At 73.4% G+C, this 21874-nt stretch carries 14 protein-coding genes and 1 pseudogene; 9 read left to right on the top strand and 6 right to left on the bottom strand.

From position 1 onward, the window contains the following. The 6 genes from ACZ52J_RS29035 to ACZ52J_RS29010 all read left to right on the top strand — a co-directional run. A partial coding sequence (locus ACZ52J_RS29035; protein ID WP_465622936.1) for a type I polyketide synthase occupies nucleotides 1-3293 on the top strand: 3293 nt, incomplete at its 5' end. A gap of 31 nt (nucleotides 3294-3324) precedes the next feature. Beyond that, on the top strand, nucleotides 3325-9624 hold the full coding sequence (locus ACZ52J_RS29030) for a type I polyketide synthase (RefSeq protein WP_465622934.1): 6300 nt from the start codon (nucleotides 3325-3327) through the stop codon (nucleotides 9622-9624). 17 nt (nucleotides 9625-9641) lie between these two features. Further along, nucleotides 9642-10511: a 3-hydroxyacyl-CoA dehydrogenase family protein gene (locus ACZ52J_RS29025; protein WP_465622932.1), complete on the top strand. Its 870-nt coding sequence runs from the start codon at nucleotides 9642-9644 to the stop codon at nucleotides 10509-10511. Nucleotides 10512-10533: 22 nt separating this feature from the next. Then, a complete protein-coding gene (locus tag ACZ52J_RS29020) occupies nucleotides 10534-10815 on the top strand; it encodes an acyl carrier protein (protein WP_360509310.1) in 282 nt (93 codons plus the stop codon). Beyond that, a complete protein-coding gene (locus tag ACZ52J_RS29015) occupies nucleotides 10808-11923 on the top strand; it encodes an acyl-CoA dehydrogenase family protein (RefSeq protein ID WP_465622930.1) in 1116 nt (371 codons plus the stop codon). The genes ACZ52J_RS29020 and ACZ52J_RS29015 overlap by 8 nt, the downstream gene beginning before the upstream one ends. Before the next feature lie 35 nt (nucleotides 11924-11958). Continuing rightward, nucleotides 11959-13059 (top strand): HAD-IIIC family phosphatase, encoded by a 1101-nt coding sequence (locus ACZ52J_RS29010; protein ID WP_360509313.1) that lies wholly within the window; start codon nucleotides 11959-11961, stop codon nucleotides 13057-13059. Nucleotides 13060-13101: 42 nt separating this feature from the next. On the opposite strand, the gene ACZ52J_RS29005 is transcribed toward ACZ52J_RS29010, so the two are convergent. From ACZ52J_RS29005 to ACZ52J_RS28995, 3 genes are all read right to left on the bottom strand, one after another. Beyond that, nucleotides 13102-13764: a class I SAM-dependent methyltransferase gene (locus ACZ52J_RS29005; protein ID WP_465622928.1), complete on the bottom strand. Its 663-nt coding sequence runs from the start codon at nucleotides 13762-13764 to the stop codon at nucleotides 13102-13104. Between the two features lie 107 nt (nucleotides 13765-13871). Beyond that, nucleotides 13872-15698, bottom strand: a complete 1827-nt coding sequence (locus ACZ52J_RS29000; protein WP_465622940.1) for an AfsR/SARP family transcriptional regulator — start codon at nucleotides 15696-15698, stop codon at nucleotides 13872-13874. A 265-nt stretch (nucleotides 15699-15963) separates the two neighbouring features. Further along, nucleotides 15964-16266 carry a metallophosphoesterase family protein gene (locus ACZ52J_RS28995; protein WP_465622926.1) on the bottom strand — a complete coding sequence of 101 codons (303 nt, stop codon included), beginning with the start codon at nucleotides 16264-16266 and terminating at the stop codon, nucleotides 15964-15966. Between the two features lie 366 nt (nucleotides 16267-16632). Between ACZ52J_RS28995 and ACZ52J_RS28990 the strand changes: the two genes are divergently transcribed. The 3 genes and pseudogenes from ACZ52J_RS28990 to ACZ52J_RS28980 all read left to right on the top strand — a co-directional run. Then, nucleotides 16633-17394, top strand: a complete 762-nt coding sequence (locus ACZ52J_RS28990; protein ID WP_465622924.1) for a thioesterase II family protein — start codon at nucleotides 16633-16635, stop codon at nucleotides 17392-17394. Between the two features lie 161 nt (nucleotides 17395-17555). Further along, nucleotides 17556-17780 carry a hypothetical protein gene (locus ACZ52J_RS28985; RefSeq protein ID WP_360509318.1) on the top strand — a complete coding sequence of 75 codons (225 nt, stop codon included), beginning with the start codon at nucleotides 17556-17558 and terminating at the stop codon, nucleotides 17778-17780. Between the two features lie 283 nt (nucleotides 17781-18063). Beyond that, a pseudogene (locus ACZ52J_RS28980) lies at nucleotides 18064-18422 on the top strand (ACP S-malonyltransferase); the annotation flags it as partial. Between the two features lie 49 nt (nucleotides 18423-18471). Here ACZ52J_RS28980 and ACZ52J_RS28975 read toward each other — a convergent pair. The 3 genes from ACZ52J_RS28975 to ACZ52J_RS28965 all read right to left on the bottom strand — a co-directional run bounded on the left by ACZ52J_RS28975 (nucleotide 18472) and on the right by ACZ52J_RS28965 (nucleotide 21567). Further along, nucleotides 18472-18900, bottom strand: coding sequence for a VOC family protein (locus ACZ52J_RS28975; RefSeq protein ID WP_465622922.1), 429 nt, complete (start codon nucleotides 18898-18900; stop codon nucleotides 18472-18474). A 95-nt stretch (nucleotides 18901-18995) separates the two neighbouring features. Next, the gene (locus tag ACZ52J_RS28970; RefSeq protein ID WP_465622920.1) at nucleotides 18996-20180 is read right to left on the bottom strand and encodes a macrolide family glycosyltransferase; all 1185 of its coding nucleotides are present in this window, start codon (nucleotides 20178-20180) and stop codon (nucleotides 18996-18998) included. Between the two features lie 94 nt (nucleotides 20181-20274). Beyond that, nucleotides 20275-21567 (bottom strand): hypothetical protein, encoded by a 1293-nt coding sequence (locus ACZ52J_RS28965; protein WP_465622918.1) that lies wholly within the window; start codon nucleotides 21565-21567, stop codon nucleotides 20275-20277. Nucleotides 21568-21874: the final 307 nt, after the last annotated feature.

The raw sequence follows: 21874 nt of genomic DNA, 5'->3' as shown, positions 1-21874 counted from the left end.
TGGTGGAGGCTCTGGTGGGGGAGGGTGTGCGGGCGCGTCTGATCGAGGTCGACTACGCGTCGCACTCCGCGCATGTGGAGGAGGTCCGCGAGCAGTTGCTCGCCGACCTGGACGGCATTGTGCCCGTCTCGGGCGGGGTGCCGTTCTTCTCGACGGTGACGGGCGGCTGGCTGGACACGAAGTTCCTCGACATCGAGTACTGGTACCGGAACCTGCGGGAGACGGTGGAGTTCGGGCAGGCCACGGAGGCGTTGCTGGGGGAGGGCTTCCGGTTCTTCGTCGAGTCCAGCCCGCATGCGGTGCTGGGTGTGGCGGTGGGGGAGTCGGTGGAGGCCGCAGGTGTGGATGCCGTGGTGTTGGGGACGTTGCGTCGTGGGGAGGGTGGCCCGGCGCAGGTGTTGCGTGCGGTGGGTCGTGCGTGGGAGTGCGGGTTGGGGGCGGACTTCTCGGGTGCGTTCCCGGGGGCGCGGCGGGTGGACCTGCCGACGTACGCCTTCCAGCGCAGCCGCTACTGGCCCGAGCCGGCGCCCACCGCGGCGGCCGATGTGGGCGCGGCCGGGCTCGATCCGGCCGACCACCCCGTCCTCGGAGCGGCCATCGAACTGGCCGACACGGGTGAACTGCTGCTCACGGGCCGGATCTCGCTGCGTACCCACCCCTGGCTCGCCGACCATGCGGTGGCCGGTACGGTCCTGCTGCCCGGCGCGGCCTTCGCGGAACTCGCGGTACGCGCCGCGGACGAGGCCGGCTGCCACACGGTGGAGGAACTGACGCTCCAGTCACCGCTGTTGATACCCGCCGACACCGCCGTCCGCCTGCAGGTTCGGGTCGGCGCCACGGACGCGCACGGCAGCCGCTCACTGGACCTGTTCTCCTGCCGCGAGGACGCGGCGACCCCGCACTGGACCGCGCACGCGACCGGCAGGCTCACCGCCGACGCCACGACCCGCGAGCCGTCGTCCTCAGCCGTACCGGACGACGCCGGCTCCTGGCCCCCGCCCGGCGCCGTCCCGATCCCCGTCGACGACCTGTACGAGCGGTTCCGTGCCTCCGGTTACGGCTACGGACCCGCCTTCCGCGGGCTCACCGCTGCCTGGCGCCGGGGTGACGAGATCTTCACCGAGGTACGTCTGCCCGAGGACCAGCACCGGTCCGCCTCCGCCTTCGGCGTGCACCCCGCCCTCCTGGACGCCGCCCTCCAAGGGCTGTTCCTGCGGGCTCGGCCGGACACCGAATCGGGCGCGGACCGGCCGTCCGCCGGACTGCCGTTCTCCTGGAGCGGAGTCGGGCTGCACGCCTCCGGAGCCACCGCGCTCAGGGTACGGCTCGGCTTCCGGCCGGACGGATCGGTGTCGATCGACGCGACCGACTCGAACGGCCTCCCGGTCGCGACGGTCGAGGCGCTCGCCGTCCGCCTGATCGACCTCGACACCCTCCGCCCGGGCGGCGGCCCGGAATCCCTCTACCGGGTGCAGTGGTCGGCGGTGCCCGCCACCGCACCCGCCGACCCCCTCGGACACTGGGCTGTCCTCGGCGGCCGGGAACTCTTCCCGGACAGCCATCCGGACCTGGCCGCGCTCGGTGCCGCGCTGGACGGGGGAGCGCCGTCGCCCGCCGCCGTGCTGGCCTGGTGCGACCACACCCCGGACCTTCCGTCCCCGCCCGACGCCGCATCCGTGCACACCGCACTGGACGACGCCCTGCGGCTCGTCCAGGACTGGCTGGCCGACCCGCGGTGGGACGGCACCCGGCTCGTGCTCGTCACCCGGGGTGCGGTCGCCACGGCAGCCGGCGAGCAGGTCACCGACCTCACCGGCGCCGCGGTCCGCGGCCTCGTCCGCTCCGCCCAGTCCGAGCACCCGGACCGCTTCCTGCTGATCGACACCGACGACCCGGCCGCCGTGCCCGGCCTGCTGCCCCGGGCACTGGCCGGAACGGAACCCCAACTGGCGATACGCGGCGGAGAGCTCCTCGCCGCCCGCCTCACCAGGGCCACCGTCGCCACGGACCCGAACCCGGCCCCGGACACACCGTCCGGTATCGCCGCGGCCGGGGGAACCGTCCTCGTCACCGGGGCCGGCGGCACGCTCGGCGGCCTGGTGGCACAGCACCTCGTGACCGCGCACGGCGTACAGAACCTGCTGCTCGTCGGCAGGCGCGGCACGGACACCCCGGGCCTGGCCGACCTCGCCGCCGAACTGCGCGGCCTCGGCGCCCGGGTGGACGTGGAGGCCTGTGACGTCGCCGACCGGGACGCGCTCGCCGCGTTGCTCGCCGGCATCCCCGCCGACCGCCCGCTGAGCGCGGTCGTCCACGCGGCCGGCGTCCTGGACGACGGGACGATCGAGTCGCTGACCCCCGGGCGGATGCGCCACGTCCTGCGGCCCAAGGTCGACGCAGCCCTCAACCTGCACAACCTCACCCGTGACCTTGCGCTGTCGGCCTTCGTCCTGTTCTCCTCCGCGTCCGCCACGGTCGGCAACGCCGGGCAGGGCAACTACGCGGCCGCCAACGCCTTCCTCGACGCGCTCGCCCAGCACCGCCGTGCCCTGAAACTGCCCGCCCAGTCGCTCGCCTGGGGCCTGTGGGCGCGCCGCAGCACCATGACCGGCACGCTCACCGCCGCCGACCTGCGGCGGATGTCCCGGGGAGGCACCGCGGCCATCGGCAGCGAAGAGGGCCTGGCCCTGTTCGACGCGGCGCTCACCCTGGACGAACCGCTGCTCGTCCCGGTCAAGATCGACCTCGGCCGGCTCCGGACGGCAGCCCGGACCGGACCCGTTCCGGCCCTGCTCGCCGCCCTGGTCCCCGGTACCGCACGCCGCCCCGCCTCCGGGGCGGACGCCGCCGAAGCGGACTCGCTGCGCCGCCGGCTGACCGGCCTCACCCCGGAGGAACGCGTCGCCACCCTGCTCGACCTGGTACGGAGCCGGGTCGCCGACATCCTCGGCCACGGCGGACCCGAGGCCGTCGACCCGGACCAGGCGTTCAAGGACCTCGGCTTCGACTCGCTCACCTCCGTCGAACTCCGCAACCGGCTCGGCGCCGCCACCGGCCGCCGGCTGCCCGCCACCCTGGTCTTCGACCACCCCACCCCGGCCGCCGTCGCCGCCCACCTCACCGGGCGCCTGGTACCCGACGGGCCGGGCGACCCCGCCGGCACCGGGAAGGCCGCCGGGGCGCACCTCGCCGACCGGCCGGAGACACCGGACACGCCGGCTCCCGCCGCCGACATCAACGCCATGGCCGTCGACGACCTCGTCCGGATGGCCCTGGGCGGCGAACGTGACTGACCGACAGCCGCAGAAGGAGAAGCCCAACCCCATGCCCACCGACACGGACCAGGTGGTCGCCGCCCTGCGCGCCTCGCTGGTGGACAACCAGCGCCTGCGGCAGGAGAACCGACGGCTCCGCGACGACTCCGCCGAGCCCATCGCCATCGTGGCGATGAGCTGCCGCTACCCCGGCGGCGTACGCACCCCGGAAGACCTGTGGGAGCTGCTGGTCAAGGAACGCGACGCGGTCTCGCCGTTCCCCACCGACCGCGGCTGGGACGTCGAGGGCGGCTTCGACGCCGACCCCGACGCCCCCGGCACCTTCTACGTCCGGGAAGGCGGCTTCCTCCACGACGCGACCGGCTTCGACCCCGGCTTCTTCGGCATCTCGCCGCGCGAGGCCCTGGCCATGGACCCGCAGCAGCGGCTGCTGCTGGAAGCGTCCTGGGAAGCGGTGGAACGCGCGGGCATCGACCCGGCGACCCTGCGCGGCAGCCGCACCGGCGTCTACACCGGAGTGATCTACAGCGAATACGGGTCCCGGCTCGGCCGGGTGCCCGACGAAGTGGAAGGCTTCCTCGGCACCGGCACCATCCCCAGCGTCGCCTCGGGCCGGATCGCCTACACCCTGGGCCTGGAAGGCCCGGCGGTCACCCTGGACACCGCCTGCTCGTCCTCCCTGGTCGCCGTCCACCTCGCCTGCCAGGGGCTGCGCTCCGGCGACACCACCCTCGCCCTGGCCGGTGGGGTGACCGTGATGTCCACCCCCGGGCTGTACGTCGGATTCAGCCGCCAGCGCGGCCTGGCACCCGACGGACGCAGCAAGTCCTTCTCGTCCGCGGCGGACGGAGCCGGGTTCGGGGAGGGCCTGGGCCTGCTCCTGCTGGAACGGCTCTCGGACGCCCGGCGCGCGGGGCACCCTGTCCTGGCCGTCATCCGCGGCTCGGCCGTCAACCAGGACGGCGCCAGCAACGGGCTGACCGCCCCGAACGGGCCCGCGCAGCAGCGCGTCATCAACGGGGCGCTCGCCCGTGCCGGGCTCGACCCGTCCGAGGTCGACATGGTGGAGGCGCACGGCACCGGCACCGTCCTCGGCGACCCCATCGAGGCGCAGGCACTCATGGCCACGTACGGGCAGGACCGGCCCGCCGGGCGGCCGTTGCGGCTGGGCTCGCTGAAGTCCAACCTGTCCCACACCCAGGCCGCCGCGGGCGTCGGCGGGGTGATCAAGTCGGTGCTCGCGATGCGGCACGGCGTGATGCCGCGCACCCTGCACGTCGACCGTCCTTCGCCCCAGATCGACTGGACCGAGGGAGCCGTCTCCCTGCTCACCGAGGCCGCCCCCTGGCCGGAGACGGGACGTCCGCGCCGGGCCGGGGTGTCCTCCTTCGGCGCCAGCGGCACCAACGCCCACGTCATCCTCGAACAGGCCCCGGCCGACCCGGCAGCTTCCGACGGGCCCGCCACGCCGGAACCGGTGCCCGCCGCCGTCCCCTGGATCCTGTCGGCGCGTACTCCGGATGCGCTGCGCGCCCAGGCGACGGCGCTGTACGAGCGGGTGGTGGCGGAACCGGGCCTGAGCGTGACGGACGTCGGCCATTCGCTGGCGGCGGGGCGTTCGCGGTTCGCGGAGCGCGCGGTGGTGGTGGGGGCGGACCGGGGCGAACTGCTGGCCGGTGTCGCCGCCCTGTCGCGGGGCGTGCGTGCGGCGGGCGTGACGGTCGGCAGCGGGCTGCCCCCGGGCCGTTCGGTGTTGGTGTTCCCGGGTCAGGGTTCGCAGTGGGTGGGGATGGCCGCGGAGCTGCTGGCCGAATCGGAGGCGTTCGCGGGGCGGATGGCCGAGTGCGAGCGGGCGCTGGCGCCTTACGTGGATTGGTCGTCGGCGGAGGCGCTGGGCTCGGAGCGGTTGCTCGCCCGGGTCGACGTGCTGCAGCCGGTGCTGTGGTCGGTGATGGTGTCGCTGGCGGAGGTGTGGCGCTCGTTCGGCGTCGTTCCGGACGCGGTGGTGGGCCACTCCCAGGGCGAGATCGCCGCCGCGGTGGTGGCGGGTGGCCTGAGCATCGACGACGGGGCGCGGGTGGTCGCGCTGCGTTCCCGTGCGGTGGGGGCGTTGGCGGGCCGTGGCGGTATGGCGTCGGTGCCCCTGCCGGTGGACGTGGCACGGGAGCGCATCGCCCCGTGGGCGGGCCGGCTCTCGGTGGCGGCGGTGAACGGCCCGTCGTCGGTGGCGGTGTCGGGCGACGCCGACGCGGTCACGGCCCTGGTGGAGGAACTCCTGGAGGAAGGGGTGTGGGCGACTCGCATCGAAACCGACTTCGCGTCGCACTCCTCGCACGTGGAGCAGATCCGCCGGCGCCTGCTCTCCGACCTGGACGGGATCACCCCCCTCGCGGGTGCCGTGCCGTACTACTCCAGCGTGACCGGCGGCCTGCTGGACACGAAGTCCCTGGGCGCCGAGTACTGGTACCGCAACCTCCGGCAGACCGTCGAGTTCGAGCGGGCGACCCGCTCGCTGCTCGCGGCCGGGCACCGCGTCTTCATCGAGTCCGGCCCCCAGCCCGCCCTGATGTACGCGATCGAGGACACGGCCGCCGACGCGGGCGCCCCGGAGACGCTGGTGCTCGACACCCTGCGGCGCGGGGCCGGAGGGCTCCGCCGACTCCAGCTCGCGCTCGCCGAGGCACACGTCCGGGGCCTGCGCGTCGACTGGGAGCGACTGTTCGCGGGAACCGGTGCCCAGCGGGTGGACCTGCCCACCTACGCCTTCCAACGACGCCGCTACTGGCTGGACGCCCTGCCGGCCGACCGGGACCAGGCGGCCACCGGCCAGTCCGCCGCGGACCACCCGCTGCTCGGCGCCGCGGTCGAACTGCCCGACGACGCGGGCACCCTCTTCACCGGCCGGCTCTCCTCGGCCACCCACCCCTGGCTCGCCGACCACGCCGTGGCCGGAGCCGTGATCCTGCCCGGCGCGGCCCTCGTGGAGCTGGCCGCGCACGTGGGCCGCCGCCTCGGCTGCGCCCTCGTGGAGGAGCTGACCCTCGCCGCCCCGCTGCTGCTGCCCGACGATCAGGCCGTGCAACTGCGCGTACGGGTGGGCGCCGAAGACGGCGCGGGACGGCGCCCGGTGGAGTTCCACTCCCGGCCCGAGGCCGCCCCCGGCTCCGCCGACCGGCCCTGGACCCGGCACGCGACCGGCGCGGTCGGCCCCCGGGACCCCTCGGCCGACCGGGACGACACGACCGAACCGGCCGGCACCTGGCCCCCGCCCGACGCGGTCCCCCTCGACGTGGACGAACTGTACGGGCTGCTCGAAACCCGGGGCGTCGCCTACGGCCCGGCGTTCCGGGGCCTGCGCGCCGCATGGCGCACCGCAGACGCGATCCACGCCGAAGTGGCCCTGCCCGACGGCCTCCCCGCCGGCGGAGCGGGCGGCTTCGGCGTGCACCCGGCCCTCCTGGACGCGGCCCTCCAGACGACCGGTCTGCGCGAAGGCGCCGCGACCGCGGAGCCCGCCGACGGCGTCCCCCTGCCGTTCTCCTGGCAGCGCGTCGCGATCGAAACCTCCGACGCGCCGGTCCTGCGCGTCCGGCTGCGCCCCGACGGCCCGGACGCCGTCACCGCGCGGATCACCGATCCCTCGGGGCGCACGGTGGCGACGGTCGGCTCGCTCACCCTGCGCACGGCGTCCACCGCCGCACTGGGGGCGTCCTCCGGCTCCGTCTTCCACGTCGGCTGGACGCCGGTCACTGCCGGGCCCGGCCCGCGCCCGGTCACCCGCTGGGGCCTCCTCGGCCCGCAGGACGAGCGGCTGCTGCCGGCCGCCTTCCCCACCGAACCCCCGTCCGCGACACCCGACGCGATGCTGCTGACCTGCCCCCCGTCCGCCGACACCGTGACCGCGGACGCCCCCGCCCGGGATGCGGACCCCGCGGCGGTGCACGCGGTCGCGTCCGGGGTCCTGGACCGCCTCCAGGCCCACCTGGCCGACGACACCACCGCCCGTACGCCCCTGGTGGTGCTCACCCGGGGCGCGACCGGCCCGCTCGGCGCGCAGCCGCAGCCGGCGGACCTCGGTGCGGCGGCCGTCTGGGGCATGCTCCGAGCCGCTCAGCTCGAACACCCCGACCGGTTCGTGCTGCTGGACACCGAAGGGCCGGACCCGGACGGTCTCAGCGACGCGCTCGCCGAGCTCCTCGCCACGGGCGAGCCACAGGCGGCCCTGCGCGGTGGCGTCCTGTACGCGCCCCGACTGGTACGGCCGCCGGTCACCACCGCCACGGCCACCGCCACCACCGCCACCGCGACCCGGCCGGCCGGCCCGTTCGGGCCGTCCGAAGGGACGGTACTGGTGAGCGGGGGCGGCGCTCTCGCGGCCGTCCTGGCGCGCCATCTGGTCGCCGCGCACGGGGTACGCCACCTCCTCGTGCTGAGCCGCCGCGGCGCCGACGCCCCCGGCATGCCGGAGCTGACGGCGGAGCTGGCCGAGGCCGGAGCCGAACTGGCCGCTGTCAGCTGTGATGTGTCCGACCGTCAGGCACTGGCCGCCGCCCTGGCGGCCATCCCCGAACGCCATCCGCTGTGCGCCGTGGTCCACACCGCCGGAGTGCTCGACGACGGTCTGCTGGAGGGGCTGACGGGTGAGCGGATGACCGCAGTCCTGCGGCCCAAGTTCGACGCCGCCCGGCACCTCGACCAACTGACGCGCGGAGCGGACCTGTCCGCGTTCGTCGTCTTCTCCTCCGCCGCGGGCGTGCTGGGCAGCCCCGGCCAGGCGTCCTACTCGGCCGCCAACGCCGCGCTCGACGCCCTCATCGCGGAACGCCGACGGCTCGGACTCCCCGGCCTGTCCCTGGCCTGGGGGCCCTGGGAGCGGGTGAGCGGGATGACGGCGGAGCTCGGCGGCGCCGAACGGCGGCGCATCGACCGGCGCGGCGCCCGCGGCCTCTCCGACGAGGAGGCCATGGCCCTGCTGGACACGGTGTGCGCCGCGGACGCCGCCCCGCCGGGAGAGGGGAGCCCCGTCGTCCTGGCCCACCTCGACCTCACCGTGCGCGGCGACGGCCCGGTGCACCCGATGCTGCGCTCCCTGGTCCGGCGCAGCCCGACCGCGACGACCGGAGCGAAGGGGACGCCGACCGCCGCCGCAGCGCTGCGGCAACGGCTCGACGCCGCCGCCGACGTACAGGAACGCGGGCTGGTCCTGCTTGACATCGTCCTCGCCCAGGCCGCCGAGGTCCTCGGCCACACCGACTCCGGGGCGCTGTCCGCGACGGTGCCCTTCCTCTCCGTCGGATTCGACTCGTTGACCGCGGTCGAGCTCCGCAACCGGCTGGCCGCCGCCACCGGACTGCGGTTGCGGCCCTCCGCCGTCTTCGACAGCGGCACCCCCGCCGCGCTCGCGGCGCGCCTCGCCGCCGAGACTCGGAGCGAAGACACCCCCCGGCCCGAAACGGCGCCCGCAACCGGAACCGCCGCAACCGGAACCGACACCGCCGACACCGACCCGGTGAGCGTGCTGTTCCGCCGGGCCTGCGCACTCGGCCGGATCGACGAGGGCATCGCCCTGCTCAAGCACGCCTCCGCCCTGCGCCCGGCCTTCCCCAGCGGCAGCGACCTCGCGGCCGCCGGCACCGGCCCGCGGCTGCTGCGCCTGAACGAGCGCGCCGACGCCCCCGTACTCGTCTGCTTCGGCTCCATCGTCGCCCTCGGCGGTGCCCACCAGTACGCCCGCTTCGCCGCCCGCTTCCGGGACCGCTACGCCGTCGCCGCCCTGGACGCCCCCGGATTCACCCCCGAGGAGGAACTGCCCGCCGACATGTCGGCCCTGCTGGACTTCCAGGCGACGACACTGCTCCGGGAACTGCCCGGACGGACGCTCGTCCTGGCCGGCTCCTCCTCCGGCGGCACGCTCGCCCACGGAGTGGCCGCCGCGCTGGAGCAGCGCGGCGAGGGCCCGGCGGCCGTGGTGCTGCTGGACACCTACCTCTCCGACAACGAGGGCATCACCCAGTTCAACGACGTCCTGCTGGGCGGCATGTTCGACCGCGAGGACCGGGCGGCCCCGATGGACGGGACCAGGCTGACCGCGATGGGCGGCTACTTCCGTCTGCTCGACGACTGGAAACCCCCGGCGGTCCGCGCCCCGCTGCTGCTGGTCCGCGCCTCCACCCCGCTCGGCCGCCCGTCCGCCGAAGCCGGTGACTGGCGCTCGTCCTGGGCCGGTGCCGACACCGTCGTCGACGTTCCCGGAGACCACTTCTCGATCATGGAACAGCATGTCGCGACCACCGGCGACGCCGTCGCCGACTGGCTCGGCACCACCCTCCGCACCCCCGAAGACCTGTGAAACCGAAGGAGAGCCCGTTGACCACAGCCCCGTACGACGATTCCCCCCCGCGACACGCCCTCACCGTGCTGGGAGCCGGGGTGATGGGCGTCGGCATCACCGTCCTCGCCCTCGGACACGGCCTGCCGGTCCACCTGGTCGACATCGACCGGGAACGGCTCGACCGGGCCACGGACCTGATCGACGGCGACCTCCGGCTGGCCGAGCTGATGGGCGCCCTGCCCGCCGGGACGCCCCTCGGCGCCCTGGCCACCGGCACCTCGCTCAAGGCCGCCGCCGGAGCCACCGCCGTCGTCGAGGCGGTCACCGAGAACGCCGCGATCAAGGCCGCCGTCCTGTCCGAGGTCTCCGGACTGGTCCGGCCCGGAACCCTGCTGATCACCAACACCTCCTCGATCCCCGTCGACGAACTGGCCGGGGCCGTGGAGCGGCCGGAGGATCTGGTCGGCACCCACTTCATGAACCCGCCCTACCTGATCGGCACCGCCGAAGTGGTCCGCGGCGCCAAGACCGGGGACCCGGCGATGGCCGCCGTGGCGGCCCTGCTCACGGCGCTGCGGCGGCGGGCGGTGGTCGTCCGGGACGCACCCGGCTTCGTGACCAGCCGCATCCTGCACCCGATGATCAACGACGCGGCCCGCGTCGTGGAGGAGGGCACGGCGACCGCGGAGGACGTCGACGCCCTGATGCAGGGCTGCCTGGGACACCCCACCGGCCCGCTGCGCACCGCGGACCTGATCGGCATCGACAACCTCGTCGACTCCCTCACCGTGCTCCACGAACGCACCGGCGACGACGGCTGCCGCCCCGCCGAACTGCTGCTCCGGCTGGTCCGCGAGGGCCGGCTGGGCCGCAAGTCCGGGCGCGGCTTCTACGACTACACCTGATCACCCCGACAAGGAGACGGCCATGACCACAGCGAACACGCCCGACACCCACGACCTGGAGAAGGAACTGCTGGGATTCCTGGAGGGACACACCGGAACCGCCTGGGACGCAGACACCGACCTGTTCGACGCCGGCGGCCTGTCGTCCCTGTTCGCCATGCAGGTGGTGGTGCACCTGGAGAAGACCTACGCCATCGCCGTCCGCGGCGCGGACCTGCGGCTGGACAACTTCCGCACCGTACGGCGGATGGCGGAGCTGGTGGACCGGCTCCGGGTGCCCGCCGCCGGGGGCCGGCATGGGTGAGGACCTGAACAGCGCCATGACCTCCGTCACCCTGCGGGTCGGCGACCAGGCGGGGGAGTGGGACCGGACCGGCCTCATCCCGCTGGACCTGCTCCGCGAACTGGGCGCCGAGGGCCGACTGTGCGCCGAAGTCCCGGAGCAGTACGGCGGCTGGGGGCTCAGCAGCATGCGCAGCGGCGCGTACACCGCCCACGTGGGCGGCCTCTGCAGCTCGCTGCGCAGCGTGATGACCTCCCAGGGCATGGCGGCATGGACCATCCAGCGCCTCGGCACCACCGAGCAGTCGGCCGCCCACCTCCCCCGGCTGACCGGCGGCGGACTGGCGGCGGTCGGCTTCAGCGAGCCCGGCGCCGGCAGTGACCTCGCGGCGATGACGACGACCGTCCGCCGCGACGGCGACGCGGTCGTCGTCGACGGACACAAGAAGTGGGTGACCGCCGCCCACTATGCCGACCTGCTGGTCGTCGTCGGCCGCTACGAGGACGGCGCGGTGGCCGTCGTGGTGCCCGCCGACACGCCCGGCGTCCGGATCGAGCGGATCGCCGACCCGCTCGGCTGCCGCGCGGCCGGACACGCGGACGTACACCTCGACGGGGTACGGCTGCCGGCCGACAGCGTCCTGGGCGGTCACGGACTGCCGCCCGCCCTGCTGGTGACGACCGCGCTGGCCTACGGGCGGATGTCCGTCGCCTGGGGGTGCGTGGGCATCCTGCGGGCCTGTCTGGCGGCGGCCACCGCGCACGCCTCAGGGCGGGAGCAGTTCGGCAGGCCGCTCGCAGAGCACCAGCTCGTCGCCGGGCACCTCGCCGACCTCTACACGGCCGAGCAGGTGGCCGCGCGGGTCTGCGAGCACGCCAGCCGCTGCTGGGACGAAGGGTCGCCGGACCAGGTGGTGGCGACCGTACTGGCCAAGCACGTCAGCGCGACGCAGGCCGCCCGGGGCGCGGCGACGGCCGTCCAGGTACTGGCCTCGGCCGGGTCCCGGGACGGGCACGCGGCGGCCCGGGCGTACCGGGACGCCAAGTTGATGGAGATCATCGAGGGCAGCAACGAGCTGTGCCGGCTGATGCTGGCACAGCACGCCCTCTCCGCTCCGGGGGCACGGTGAGCGGGCCCACGGCCGACGAGACGAGGAAGGACGGCATGGCCGAGATTGTCAAGTGCCTGGTCTGGGACCTGGACGACACCCTCTGGCAGGGCACCCTGCTGGAGGACGGCGAGGTGCACCTGCCGGACGAGGTGCGCAAGGTGGTGATCGAGCTCGACTCCCGCGGCATCCTCCAGTCCGTCGCCAGCCGTAACGACCACGAGCACGCCTGGGCCCGGCTGGAGGCGTTCGGCGTGGCCGAGTACTTCGTCCTGCCGGAGATCGGGTGGGGCACCAAGTCCGAGTCGGTGCGCCGGATCGCCGACCGGCTGAACTTCGCGCTCACGACCATCGCCTTCGTCGACGACCGGCCCGCCGAACGCGCCGAAGTGGCCTTCCACCTGCCCGACGTACGGTGCTACCCGGCCGAGCAGGTCCTCGCACTCCCCGAACTCGCCGAGTTCACCCCCGCGGCCAGCACCGTCGACTCCCGGCGCCGCCGCCAGATGTACCAGGCGGGCTTCCGCCGCGAGGCCGAGCGGGCGGCCGCCCCCGGCCCCGACGAGGAGTTCCTGCGCTCCCTGGACCTGCGGATGCGCATCGGCCGGGCCACCGGCGAGGAGCTGTCCCGGGTCGAGGAACTCACCCTGCGCACCAGCCAGATGAACGCGACCGGGGTCCACTACCCGGACGCGGTGCTACGCGGCCTGATCACCGACCCCCGGCACGAGGTCCTGGTGGTCACCCTCACCGACCGGTTCGGCCCGCACGGCGCGGTCGGCGTCCTGCTGCTCGAACGGCACCCGGGCCTGTGGCACCTCAAGCTGCTCGCCACCTCCTGCCGGGTCGTCGCCTACGGCGCCGGCGCGACCCTGCTGAACTGGCTGGCCGACGCCGCCGCCCGGTCCGGAGTCCACCTGGTCGCGGACTTCCGGGCGACCGAACGCAACCGGATGATGGAGATCGCCTACCGGTTCGCGGGCTTCGAGGGCCTGGACGAAGCCCCGTGCCCGTGTGCCGCCGTCCTCGCGCCGGTTCCGGAGGACACCGGACTCCAGCGCCTCCACCTGGTCCCCGGCCCGCGCGTGGTGTCCACGGTCATCAGCGTGGACGCACCCGACCTGAACGTGCCGGAAGGGGGCCCGGGAACGTCGTGACCGCGGCGGCGGCCGGCGCTCCCGGGCTCCGGCCCGCCGCCCTCAGCGCTTGCGGACGAGTGTGATCCCGTCGGCCATCACCAGCAGCGACAGCTCCACCCGAGGGTCCTCGTGCAGCAGCCGGTTCAAAGCCCGGACCCCGGCGGTCTCCGGGTCCACTGCGGCCGGATCGGCGACCCGGCCGAAGAAGAGGGTGTTGTCGACCACGATCAGACCGCCGGCGCGCAGCAGCGCCAGCGAAGTCTCGTAGTATCGGACGTAGTTGCTCTTATCCGCGTCGATGAACACCAGGTCGAAGCTCTCCGGCCCGCGCTCCGTCAGCAGCGCGTCCAGGGTTGAGGTGGCATCGCCGATCCGCAGATCGATCCGCGAGTCGACCCCGTCCCGCTTCCAGAAGTCGGCGCCGATGGCCGGCCACCGGTCGTCGATGTCGCAGGACACCAGCACCCCGTCGGCCGGGAGAGCGCGGGCCATGCACAGGGTGCTGTAGCCGGTGAAGGTGCCGATCTCCAGCACCGCCCGCGCCCCCGTCAACCCGACCAGCAGGGAGAGCAGTTGGCCCTCCTCCGCCATCACCTGCATGGCGGTCCCGCCCGGCAGGTCCGCGGTGGCCTCCCGCAGCTCCCTGAGTAGATCGTCGTCACGGAGGGAGACCTCCCGGACGTAGGCGAGCAGGTCGTGGGTGGCTTCTGTCTGGTGGGCCATGGCGCGGGGGTCCTCTCGAAGGAGATCGGGTGAAGGAGATCGGGTCGAAAGCATCGGGGGAAGGGGAACCGGGCCGCCGGGTGCCCGTCGCCGGGCCGCCGGGACGGTCACCCGGCGCGCATGTACGGGTGATCGTGCTGCCGTACGGCGACCGCCTGCGCCCGCTCGCGGGCGTACGCCCGCAGCAGCGCGTCCAGCCGGTAGCGGCCCCCCGCCGGCTCACCCAGCAGATTCGCCTCGACCAGGGCGTCCAAGGCCTCCTCGGCCTGCGCCTCGGAGCAGCCGAACATCACCGCGACCCTACTGCTGGAGACCGAACGCGATCCGGCGGCCCCCAGCGCGGTGAACACCTCGGCCGGGTCGACCCCGGCCGGAGCCGTCCGCCGGAGCCCGGCGTGGTCGGCGTCGAGGCAGGGCCGGACACCGAGGTCGCCCGCGCACAGTTCGTCCAGCAGCCGCGGGGCGTCCGTGAGCCGCCGGGCGAAGTGCCCGATGGTCCAGTGCGGGCGCTCCAGCAGCCGGGTCCCCGCGATCCGGATCGCCAGCGGCAGGCCCGCGCAGACCGTCAGCACCGAACGGGCCGACCGCGGTTCGGCACCGACCCTGGCCGGGCCGACGATGCTGCCCAGCAGCTCCAGCGACCCGGCCTCGTCCAGCGGGCCGAGTACGAGCGGGGACGCCCCCTCCAGATCGGCCAGCCGCCGTCGGCTGGTCACCAGCAGCCTGCTGCCCCCGCTACCCGGTATCAGCGGCCGCACCTGCGCGGTGCTGGAGGCGTTGTCGAGTACCACCAGCAGACGGCGGCCCGCGGTGAGCGAGCGGTAGAGGCTCTCCCGTTCCGACTCCTCCTCGGGTATCTCGTCCCGGGGCACACCGAGGTCCGCCAGGAAGCGCGGCAGAACCGCCCGGGCGGTCAGCGGCCGCGCGGCTCCGCCGAGGTCCGCGTAGAGCTGGCCGTGCACCGAGGAACCGCGCACGGCGTGCGCCGCTTGCAGGGCCAGTGCGCTCTTGCCGACACCGCCCCGGCCGGTCACCACCGCCGTCGCCACCATGCCCGCGGGCATCGTGCCGGTCGTGAGGAAGTGCTGCAGCCGCGCCAGTGCACCGGAGCGGGCCGACAGTGGCAGCGGCACCGAGGGCAGCTGCGCCGGGCTCGGCCAGCAGGATCTTTCCCAGGCGGCGGCCGGCGCCGGCGCGACGGCCGCCTCCGGGGCCTTCGCGGGCTGCTCCAGCGGGTCGGGCGCGCGGGGCCGGTCGTGGGCCGAGAGGATGTGCCGGTGGACCTCGCGCAGATCGGTGCTCGGCTCGGCGCCGAGCTGCTCGACGAGCAGCGCCCGGGTGCGCTGGTAGAGGTCCAGGGCCTCCGACTGCCGTCCCGAGCGGCCCAGCGCCAGCATCAGCTTGCCCACCAGGGCCTCCCGTAAGGGGTGCTTCCGCACCAGCCGTACCAGCTCCGGCACGACCTCGGCGTGCCGCAGCAGCGCCAGCTCCGCGTCGAACCGCATCTCCATGGTCTGCAGGCGAAGCTCCTGGAGGTAGCGGCCCTCCACATCGCGCAGCGTCTGCGAGGGGATGTCCGCCAGCGGCTCCTCGCGCCACAGGGCGAGCGCCTCGGCCAGCTCGGCGGAGGAACCTTCCAGGTCTCCGCGCTCGGCCAGCTCCGCCGCGCGCCGGCGGTGGGCCGTGAACTGCCCGAGATCGCTCTCGTGCTCGCCGAGTTCGAGGAGGTAGCCGGGCGCCCGGGTGAGGATCCGGGCGGAGGCGTGCTCGCCCAGCGACTGCCGCAGGCGCATCACATAGGTGCGGACGGTCGCGGCGGCACTCGGCGGCGGGGCGCCGTCCCAGACGTACTCGGCGATCCGGTTGACCGAGATCACCCGGTTGGCGTTGAGGAGGAGGGCTGCCATGACCACGCGTTGTCTCGGCGCCGACACGTGCACCTCACGCGCGTTCAACCGGACGGAAAGCGGGCCCAGCAACAGGAAGTTCAAGGGGGAGTCCTCTTCATCGCACGACCGGTGGGCAACACTGCCTCCAGCGTCTTGGGTGACCATGAGCGGGTCAACGCGGTCCTGTCGTATCTAGAGGTATTCCTAGAGCACAGGTCTTGCACGCATGCCGGGTTTACGCTGCGCGGCACCGTCACGGTGGTCAGGACCAGGCCGCCCACCACGGCCCACCGGCCGGAGCCCGTCACCGCTACTCACCGGACGGGAAGACCTCACGCAGCAGCGGATCCGGCTTGCCGTACCGGTACTCGCCGCGCAGCCGCACCGGGTCGGACGGATGGGTCCACAGCTCGTGGTTGCCCGGCACCCACACCACGGTCGAGAACCGGTCGGCCGGCAGCCGCAGCACCCACTCCACGTCCGCGGCCGGCTCGCCCACCTCCCCGGCCGGCAGCAGCCAGTCCTCCTCGTCCACCGGGAACAGCCCCTCGACGATCGCCCTGTTCTCCGGGCGGGCGACACGGAGGTCGCTGACGGCGTACGACCTTGCCATGAGGCGCCCTCGCCTCTTCGCCCGGATCCGCGGTGCGCGGTCCGGCCGGACCCGTTGCTGCCGAGTCGGAGCCAAGTAAATCCCGCAGGATTGCTCCGCACTGCAACGTTCTTACCATTCGCCGAAGAAACGGCCGGTTTTGAACCCGGACATGAGTGCCGGATGCGCTCCGATGCGTACTTGCTGACATTCCCGGAGGCATGGCAGGCTGTCATATGCGGCGCCCGTGACCCGCCGATCGTCGCCGATCGGGGATCCCCGTATTAGTACGTACCAGCCGGCCCACCGGTGCTGCGGGTGTCCGACGTGATCACCACACCCCACCCGCCGGCACCGCGCGGATTTCGCGAAAGGAGAAAGGCCGACATGACCTCCCTCTCTTTGGACAGCGACCTGTGGTGCCGTCGCTTCCATCCCTCGCCGACGGCCACGCGCCGACTGGTCTGCTTTCCGCACGCCGGCGGCTCGGCGAGTTTCTACTTTCCGGTATCCGCCGCACTGCGCGGTCCGGTGGACGTCCTGGCCGTGCAGTACCCCGGCAGGCAGGACCGCCGGGAGGAACCCGGTGTCCAGGACCTGCACCGGTTGGCCGACGAAGTGTCCGAAGCGCTGCGCCGCTGGGACGACCTCCCCCTGACCCTCTTCGGGCACAGCATGGGCGCGCTCGTCGCCTTCGAGGTGGCCCGGCGGATCGAGCGCGCGGGCGGTCGGATCGACCACCTCTTCGTCTCCGGCCGCAAGGGGCCGTCCGCAGACCGGCCCGGGCCCTCCCACCCACTCGACGACGCGGGCATCGTGGCCGAGGTCAGGGCCATGAGCGGCACCGACGCCCGGCTCCTGGAGGACGAGGAACTGCTGGGGATGGTGATGCCCGTGCTGCGCGGCGACTACCGGGCCCTGGGGGCCTACCGGACCGACCGTGACGCCGCGGTCAGCTGCCCGGTCACCGCCGTGCTGGGGGACCAGGACGCCTGGACACCGGTCCCCGAGGCCGGGCACTGGCGCGACCGCACGACGGCCGCGTTCGACCTCAAGGTCTTCCCCGGCGGGCACTTCTACCTCAGCAGCCGGGCGGACGAGGTGACCGGCATGCTCCGCGACCACCTCGCCGGTGCGCCGCGCGCCTGAGACCGCCGACGACAGGGAAGGGGGACCGAGGAGTGACACCGTCAGCGACCTCTGAGGAGATCAAGCCCGCGCAGCGGCCGCCGCGGTCCGGGCCCGCCGGCGACGCCCGTCCGGCAGTCGGGGGCCCTGCCGACGGCGCGGGCGTCCGTCGGCTGACCGCCGTGGACGCCCGCATCCTGGAAGGCGTCGCGGTCGGCACCCCGACCGTCCGGCTGGCGGCATCGCTCTATCTGAGCCCGCAGGGCATCGAGTACCGCATCGGGCTGATGATGCGCCATTTCCAGGCCGCGAACCGGCCGGCTCTGGTCTCCCGGGCGCACTCCCTCGGTGTGCTGAGCGTCGGAGCATGGCCACCCCGCGTCCTCCCGGAATTCCTTGAGTCCTAGCAGAGCGCCGCGCGCACCGCTCCCTGATCTCCCCCGTGAGTTCCCTCCCGGGGGACGGGCCGAAAAGATCCTTTCCGAAAGCGGAAAATTCACTCCGCCGGCATGCTGTCGGAGATATTTTCCCAGACCCGGATATCGTATCGATATCGCGCCGCGAGACGGGTTCCCGGGTGTCCGGTCGAACGCCGGATTCTGCGGCATTCTGGTGTCAGGCCCACTTCTGCTGCACTGCGCTCGGGCCGTACTGGCATCCCTCCATTCGCTCCGATTCACAGGAGCTGTCATGAGTCTGGGGTACCTGTTCGGCGGCGGCGTCGGGACCGAGCCGCATGGCCTGGAGCTCTACCGGACCTACGAGGTCGTTTAGGGCTGGTATGAACAAGTCTCCGAGTGGACCGGGCTGGCGGTCAGACAGATCCTGGAGGAAGACCTCCAGACCGCCCAGGAGGAGCGCAAGAGTGTCGGCACAGTCCGCGAAGCCGCCCTCGCGATCGGCGTACACGACTACTCGCCTCGTTCAACCTGCGCCCCGCGGCCATCGGCGGCCTCAGCCTCGGCGCGATGACCACCGGCTGCCTCGCCGGATCGCTGGGGCGACGAGAACTGTTCGAGATGCTGGCCGGCTCCCGCGACGCCCCGGATATCTGACGATTCATCAAGAGATGTCAGTGCGGCACGTCTTGGCCTCTCCTCAGTCTACGCAGAACTCGTTGCCCTCGATGTCCTGCATCGGGATGCACGCGTCGTTGCCGTCGTACAGCGTCCGCACGTGTACCGCGCCGAGCGGGACCAGCCGTGCGCATTCGGCCTCAAGCGCGGCCAGCCGCTCCTTACCCACCAGCCCGGTACCGACCCGCACGTCGAGATGCAGCCGGTTCTTGGCGGCCTTGCCCTCGGGAACGCGCTGGAAGTACAACCGCGGCCCCACGCCTGACGGATCGACGCAGGCGAACCACGCGTCCCGCCGCTCGGCCGGCTGCGCGCTCCTGTAGTCCTCCCACGTGGCGAACCCCTCCGGTGGCGGCGGCACGACGTACCCCAACACCTCGCACCAGAAACGGGCGAGGCGCTCGGGTTCCGCACAGTCGAAGGTGACCTGGAATTGCTTGATCGATGACATCAGCCCACCGTAGTGGCGCGCACCGCCCGCCGGGACCCCTGGGCGGCCGTGGATCGTTCCGCTTCTCGTCGGGGACGCCGGGCCCTGTGGTGGGATCAGGTCGTGCGCTTCAGGTAGGCCTCGATCTCGTCGGCGGCGCGGGTGGCACCGCCCGCTTCCCGGGTGAGCCGCTGCGCCTCGGTGCCCCGCTCCTGCACGGCCGCGTCGGCGGCCACCTCGGTGATCGCGGCCCGCAGCAGGCTCACGTCGGCCTCCGCCGGCAGCAGTACCCGGCCGAGGCCCAGCTCGGCCACCCGCGCGGTGTTGGCCGCGACGTCCGGCCAGGACGGCACTCCGAGTATCGGGCAGCCGGCGTCCAGGGACTCCAGTACGCCGCCCATGCCGCCGTGGGTGATCACCAGCCGGGCGTGCCGGAGCACCGCCAGGTGCGAGACCCAGCGGTGGACCTCGACGTTGTCCGGCAGCGGACCGAGGTCGGCCGGGTCCATCCCCCCGCCGACCGAGATGACGGCGTGCCAGGGCAGCTCGGCGAAGGCGTCCACGCACAGCCGGAAGAACTCCGGATGCTTGTTGTGCACGGTCCCCATCGAGACCAGCGCCACCGGCAGGCCGCTCGCCGGGGGCTGCCACTCCCCCAGGAAGGAGCGGTCCGTGAGGCACGGCCCGACGAAGGCGAAGCGCTCGTCGAAGCTCTCGCCGTGCGGCTGGAAGAACCGCGGCACGTGGACGAGGTTGAGGCCCTCGGTGCGCATCAGGAACTCGTGCGCCGGCTCGTCGACGCCGTGCGAGGCCAGCAACTCGGCCATCCGGACGCCGAATTCGACCACCACCTCCTCGGTGAGCGGGACCGCGCCGTCCGCCTCCATCATCTGCTGCACGAAGGAGTAGGTGTCGTTGGAGGCGAAGAACGGCGTCGACTGGACGGCCGGGAGCCCCCAGGTGTGGGCCAGTATCCGGCCGGCCTGGAAGGCCACGGCGTCGTAGACCACCGCGTCGGGCCTGGCGTCGCCGAACCACTCCTGGACCGCGCGCAGGATGGCGATGTTCTCGTCCAGGAAGATCAGCGGGGTGCGCCCGTTCTCGGGACCGCCCACGCTGTCCAGCGGCTGGGTGGAGTCGTAGCGCAGGTGTTCGGCGCCGACCTCGGCCAGGGCCTGGGCGAAGTCGTCGACGGCCGCGTAGGTGACCCGGTGCCCGCGGCGTACCAGTTCACCGACGACCGCCAGAGTGGGGAAGACATGGCCGTGGGCCGGGATGTTGACCATCAGGATGTGGCTCACTGCTACTCCGTCGGTATCGGGAAGAGGAACGAGGGAAGAGGGAAGCAAGAGGCGCGATTCGGGAAGGGAGAAGGGGCGCGGCAGGCCGCGCGGCTCAGCTGGGGTCCTGGTCCGGGCCGGCCTCGGGCTGCGGCTCGGACTGCTGCTCGGCGGCCCACTGGGCGCCCGCGATCTCCTCGGCGCTCAGCTGTCGGCGCGGGATCCAGGCGGGGACGGTGCCCTCCTCGTTGCGGCCTTTGTCGAGGATCGCCAGGTTGTGGTAGAAGTGCGCGCCGGCCAGCGTCCGGTCGGTCCCGCTCGGGCGGTGCGCGGTCGGCGGCTCGTGCTCCTCGTGGTTGAGGCCGTCGAGCAGCTGCTTGAGGAAGCCCATGCTGGTGGTCGGGTCGCCGAGCCGCTCCGAACTGCCGCCGTAGCCCGGCCAGTAGGAGGTCTGCAGGTCCTCGATCACATAGAGCCCGCCCGGGACCACGTGCGGGAAGAGCGCGCCGAAGGCGGCGATGACGTCCGGGCAGTAGTGGCTGCCGTCGTCGATGACGATGTCGATCGGCCCGATCCGCTCGGCCAGCGCGGTGAGGAAGGCCGGGTCCGCCTGGTCGCCCTGGACGGTGTGGATCCGCTGCTCGCGCAGCGCCGTCTTGTCGTAGACGTCGACCCCGTAGACGAGGCCCCGCCGGAAGAAGCGCTTCCACATCCGCAGCGAGCCACCGCCCGCCGCCGGGTCGGCGTAGCCACCGATCCCCAGCTCCAGGACGGTGAGCGGCCGGTCCCGCAGCGGGGCGAAGTGCCGGGCGTAGTGCTCGGTGTAGTAGTGCAGCCCCCACTTGTCCGAACCGTGGCGCAGCGACAACTCGGCCAGGTCGAGCGGCTGCTCCACCAAGCCGCGGAGCAGCTGCTGGACGACCGGGAAGGCCGCCAGTACGGGCATCAGCCGAGCCGGGTCCTCGATGCCGTGCCAGGTGATCCCGGGCGTGCGGTGGCCTGCGGTGTGCCGGGCGCCGAAGACGGCGCGGGCCAGGTCGCGCAGGTCCAACTCGACGGTGGCGCTGGGCTCGTCGGCCGGCCCGGTGCGGTGCTCGGCCTTGGGGCCGGCCAGCAGGTGGTGCCGGAGCACCCGGTCGTCGAAGGCGAGCTCGAACTGCACCACCACCGCCGCGGCGGCGAGTTGCTCGCTCAGGTGGGCCCGGCTGACCAGTTCGTCCACCAGGTCGGCGGCCGTCTGCTCGGCGCCCGCCGACCTGATCACCGCCGCAAGCTGCTCCTCGGGCCCGTCTGCCGCCAGGATCAGGGCGCGGATCCGGCGCAGGTCGGTCTCGTGCGGGTCCGAGTCGGGGCCCGACGGGCTGTTCACGTGCCGGCCGTTCTCGTGCTGTCCGGTGAGGGCGGTCATGCGTGAGCCTTTCCACGAGGGAGTCGAGAGGACGGGGAACGGATCGGGGCTTCTTCCAGGCCGGGGTGACGCCGTCGGTCATCGCCGGCGGCGGGATCTCCACCCGACCGGGGAAGAGGGTGTTGTCCACCACGATCGGACCGCCGGGCACCGAGTTCACGGCGGGACGCCGTTGCCACTCTCAGCTACTGGATCGACACGTCGTGAATCTAGGTGCGCATCCCTCCCGCCACAAGCACTACCGGGGGCCGCGGGGCGCCGAGTGCGGGAAACGAGCCAGAATCGGGGCACCGCTGTTCCGCATGTT

The organism is Kitasatospora sp. NPDC034035, from assembly GCF_055575755.1.
This window is presented reverse-complemented; position numbering and strand designations above follow the sequence as displayed.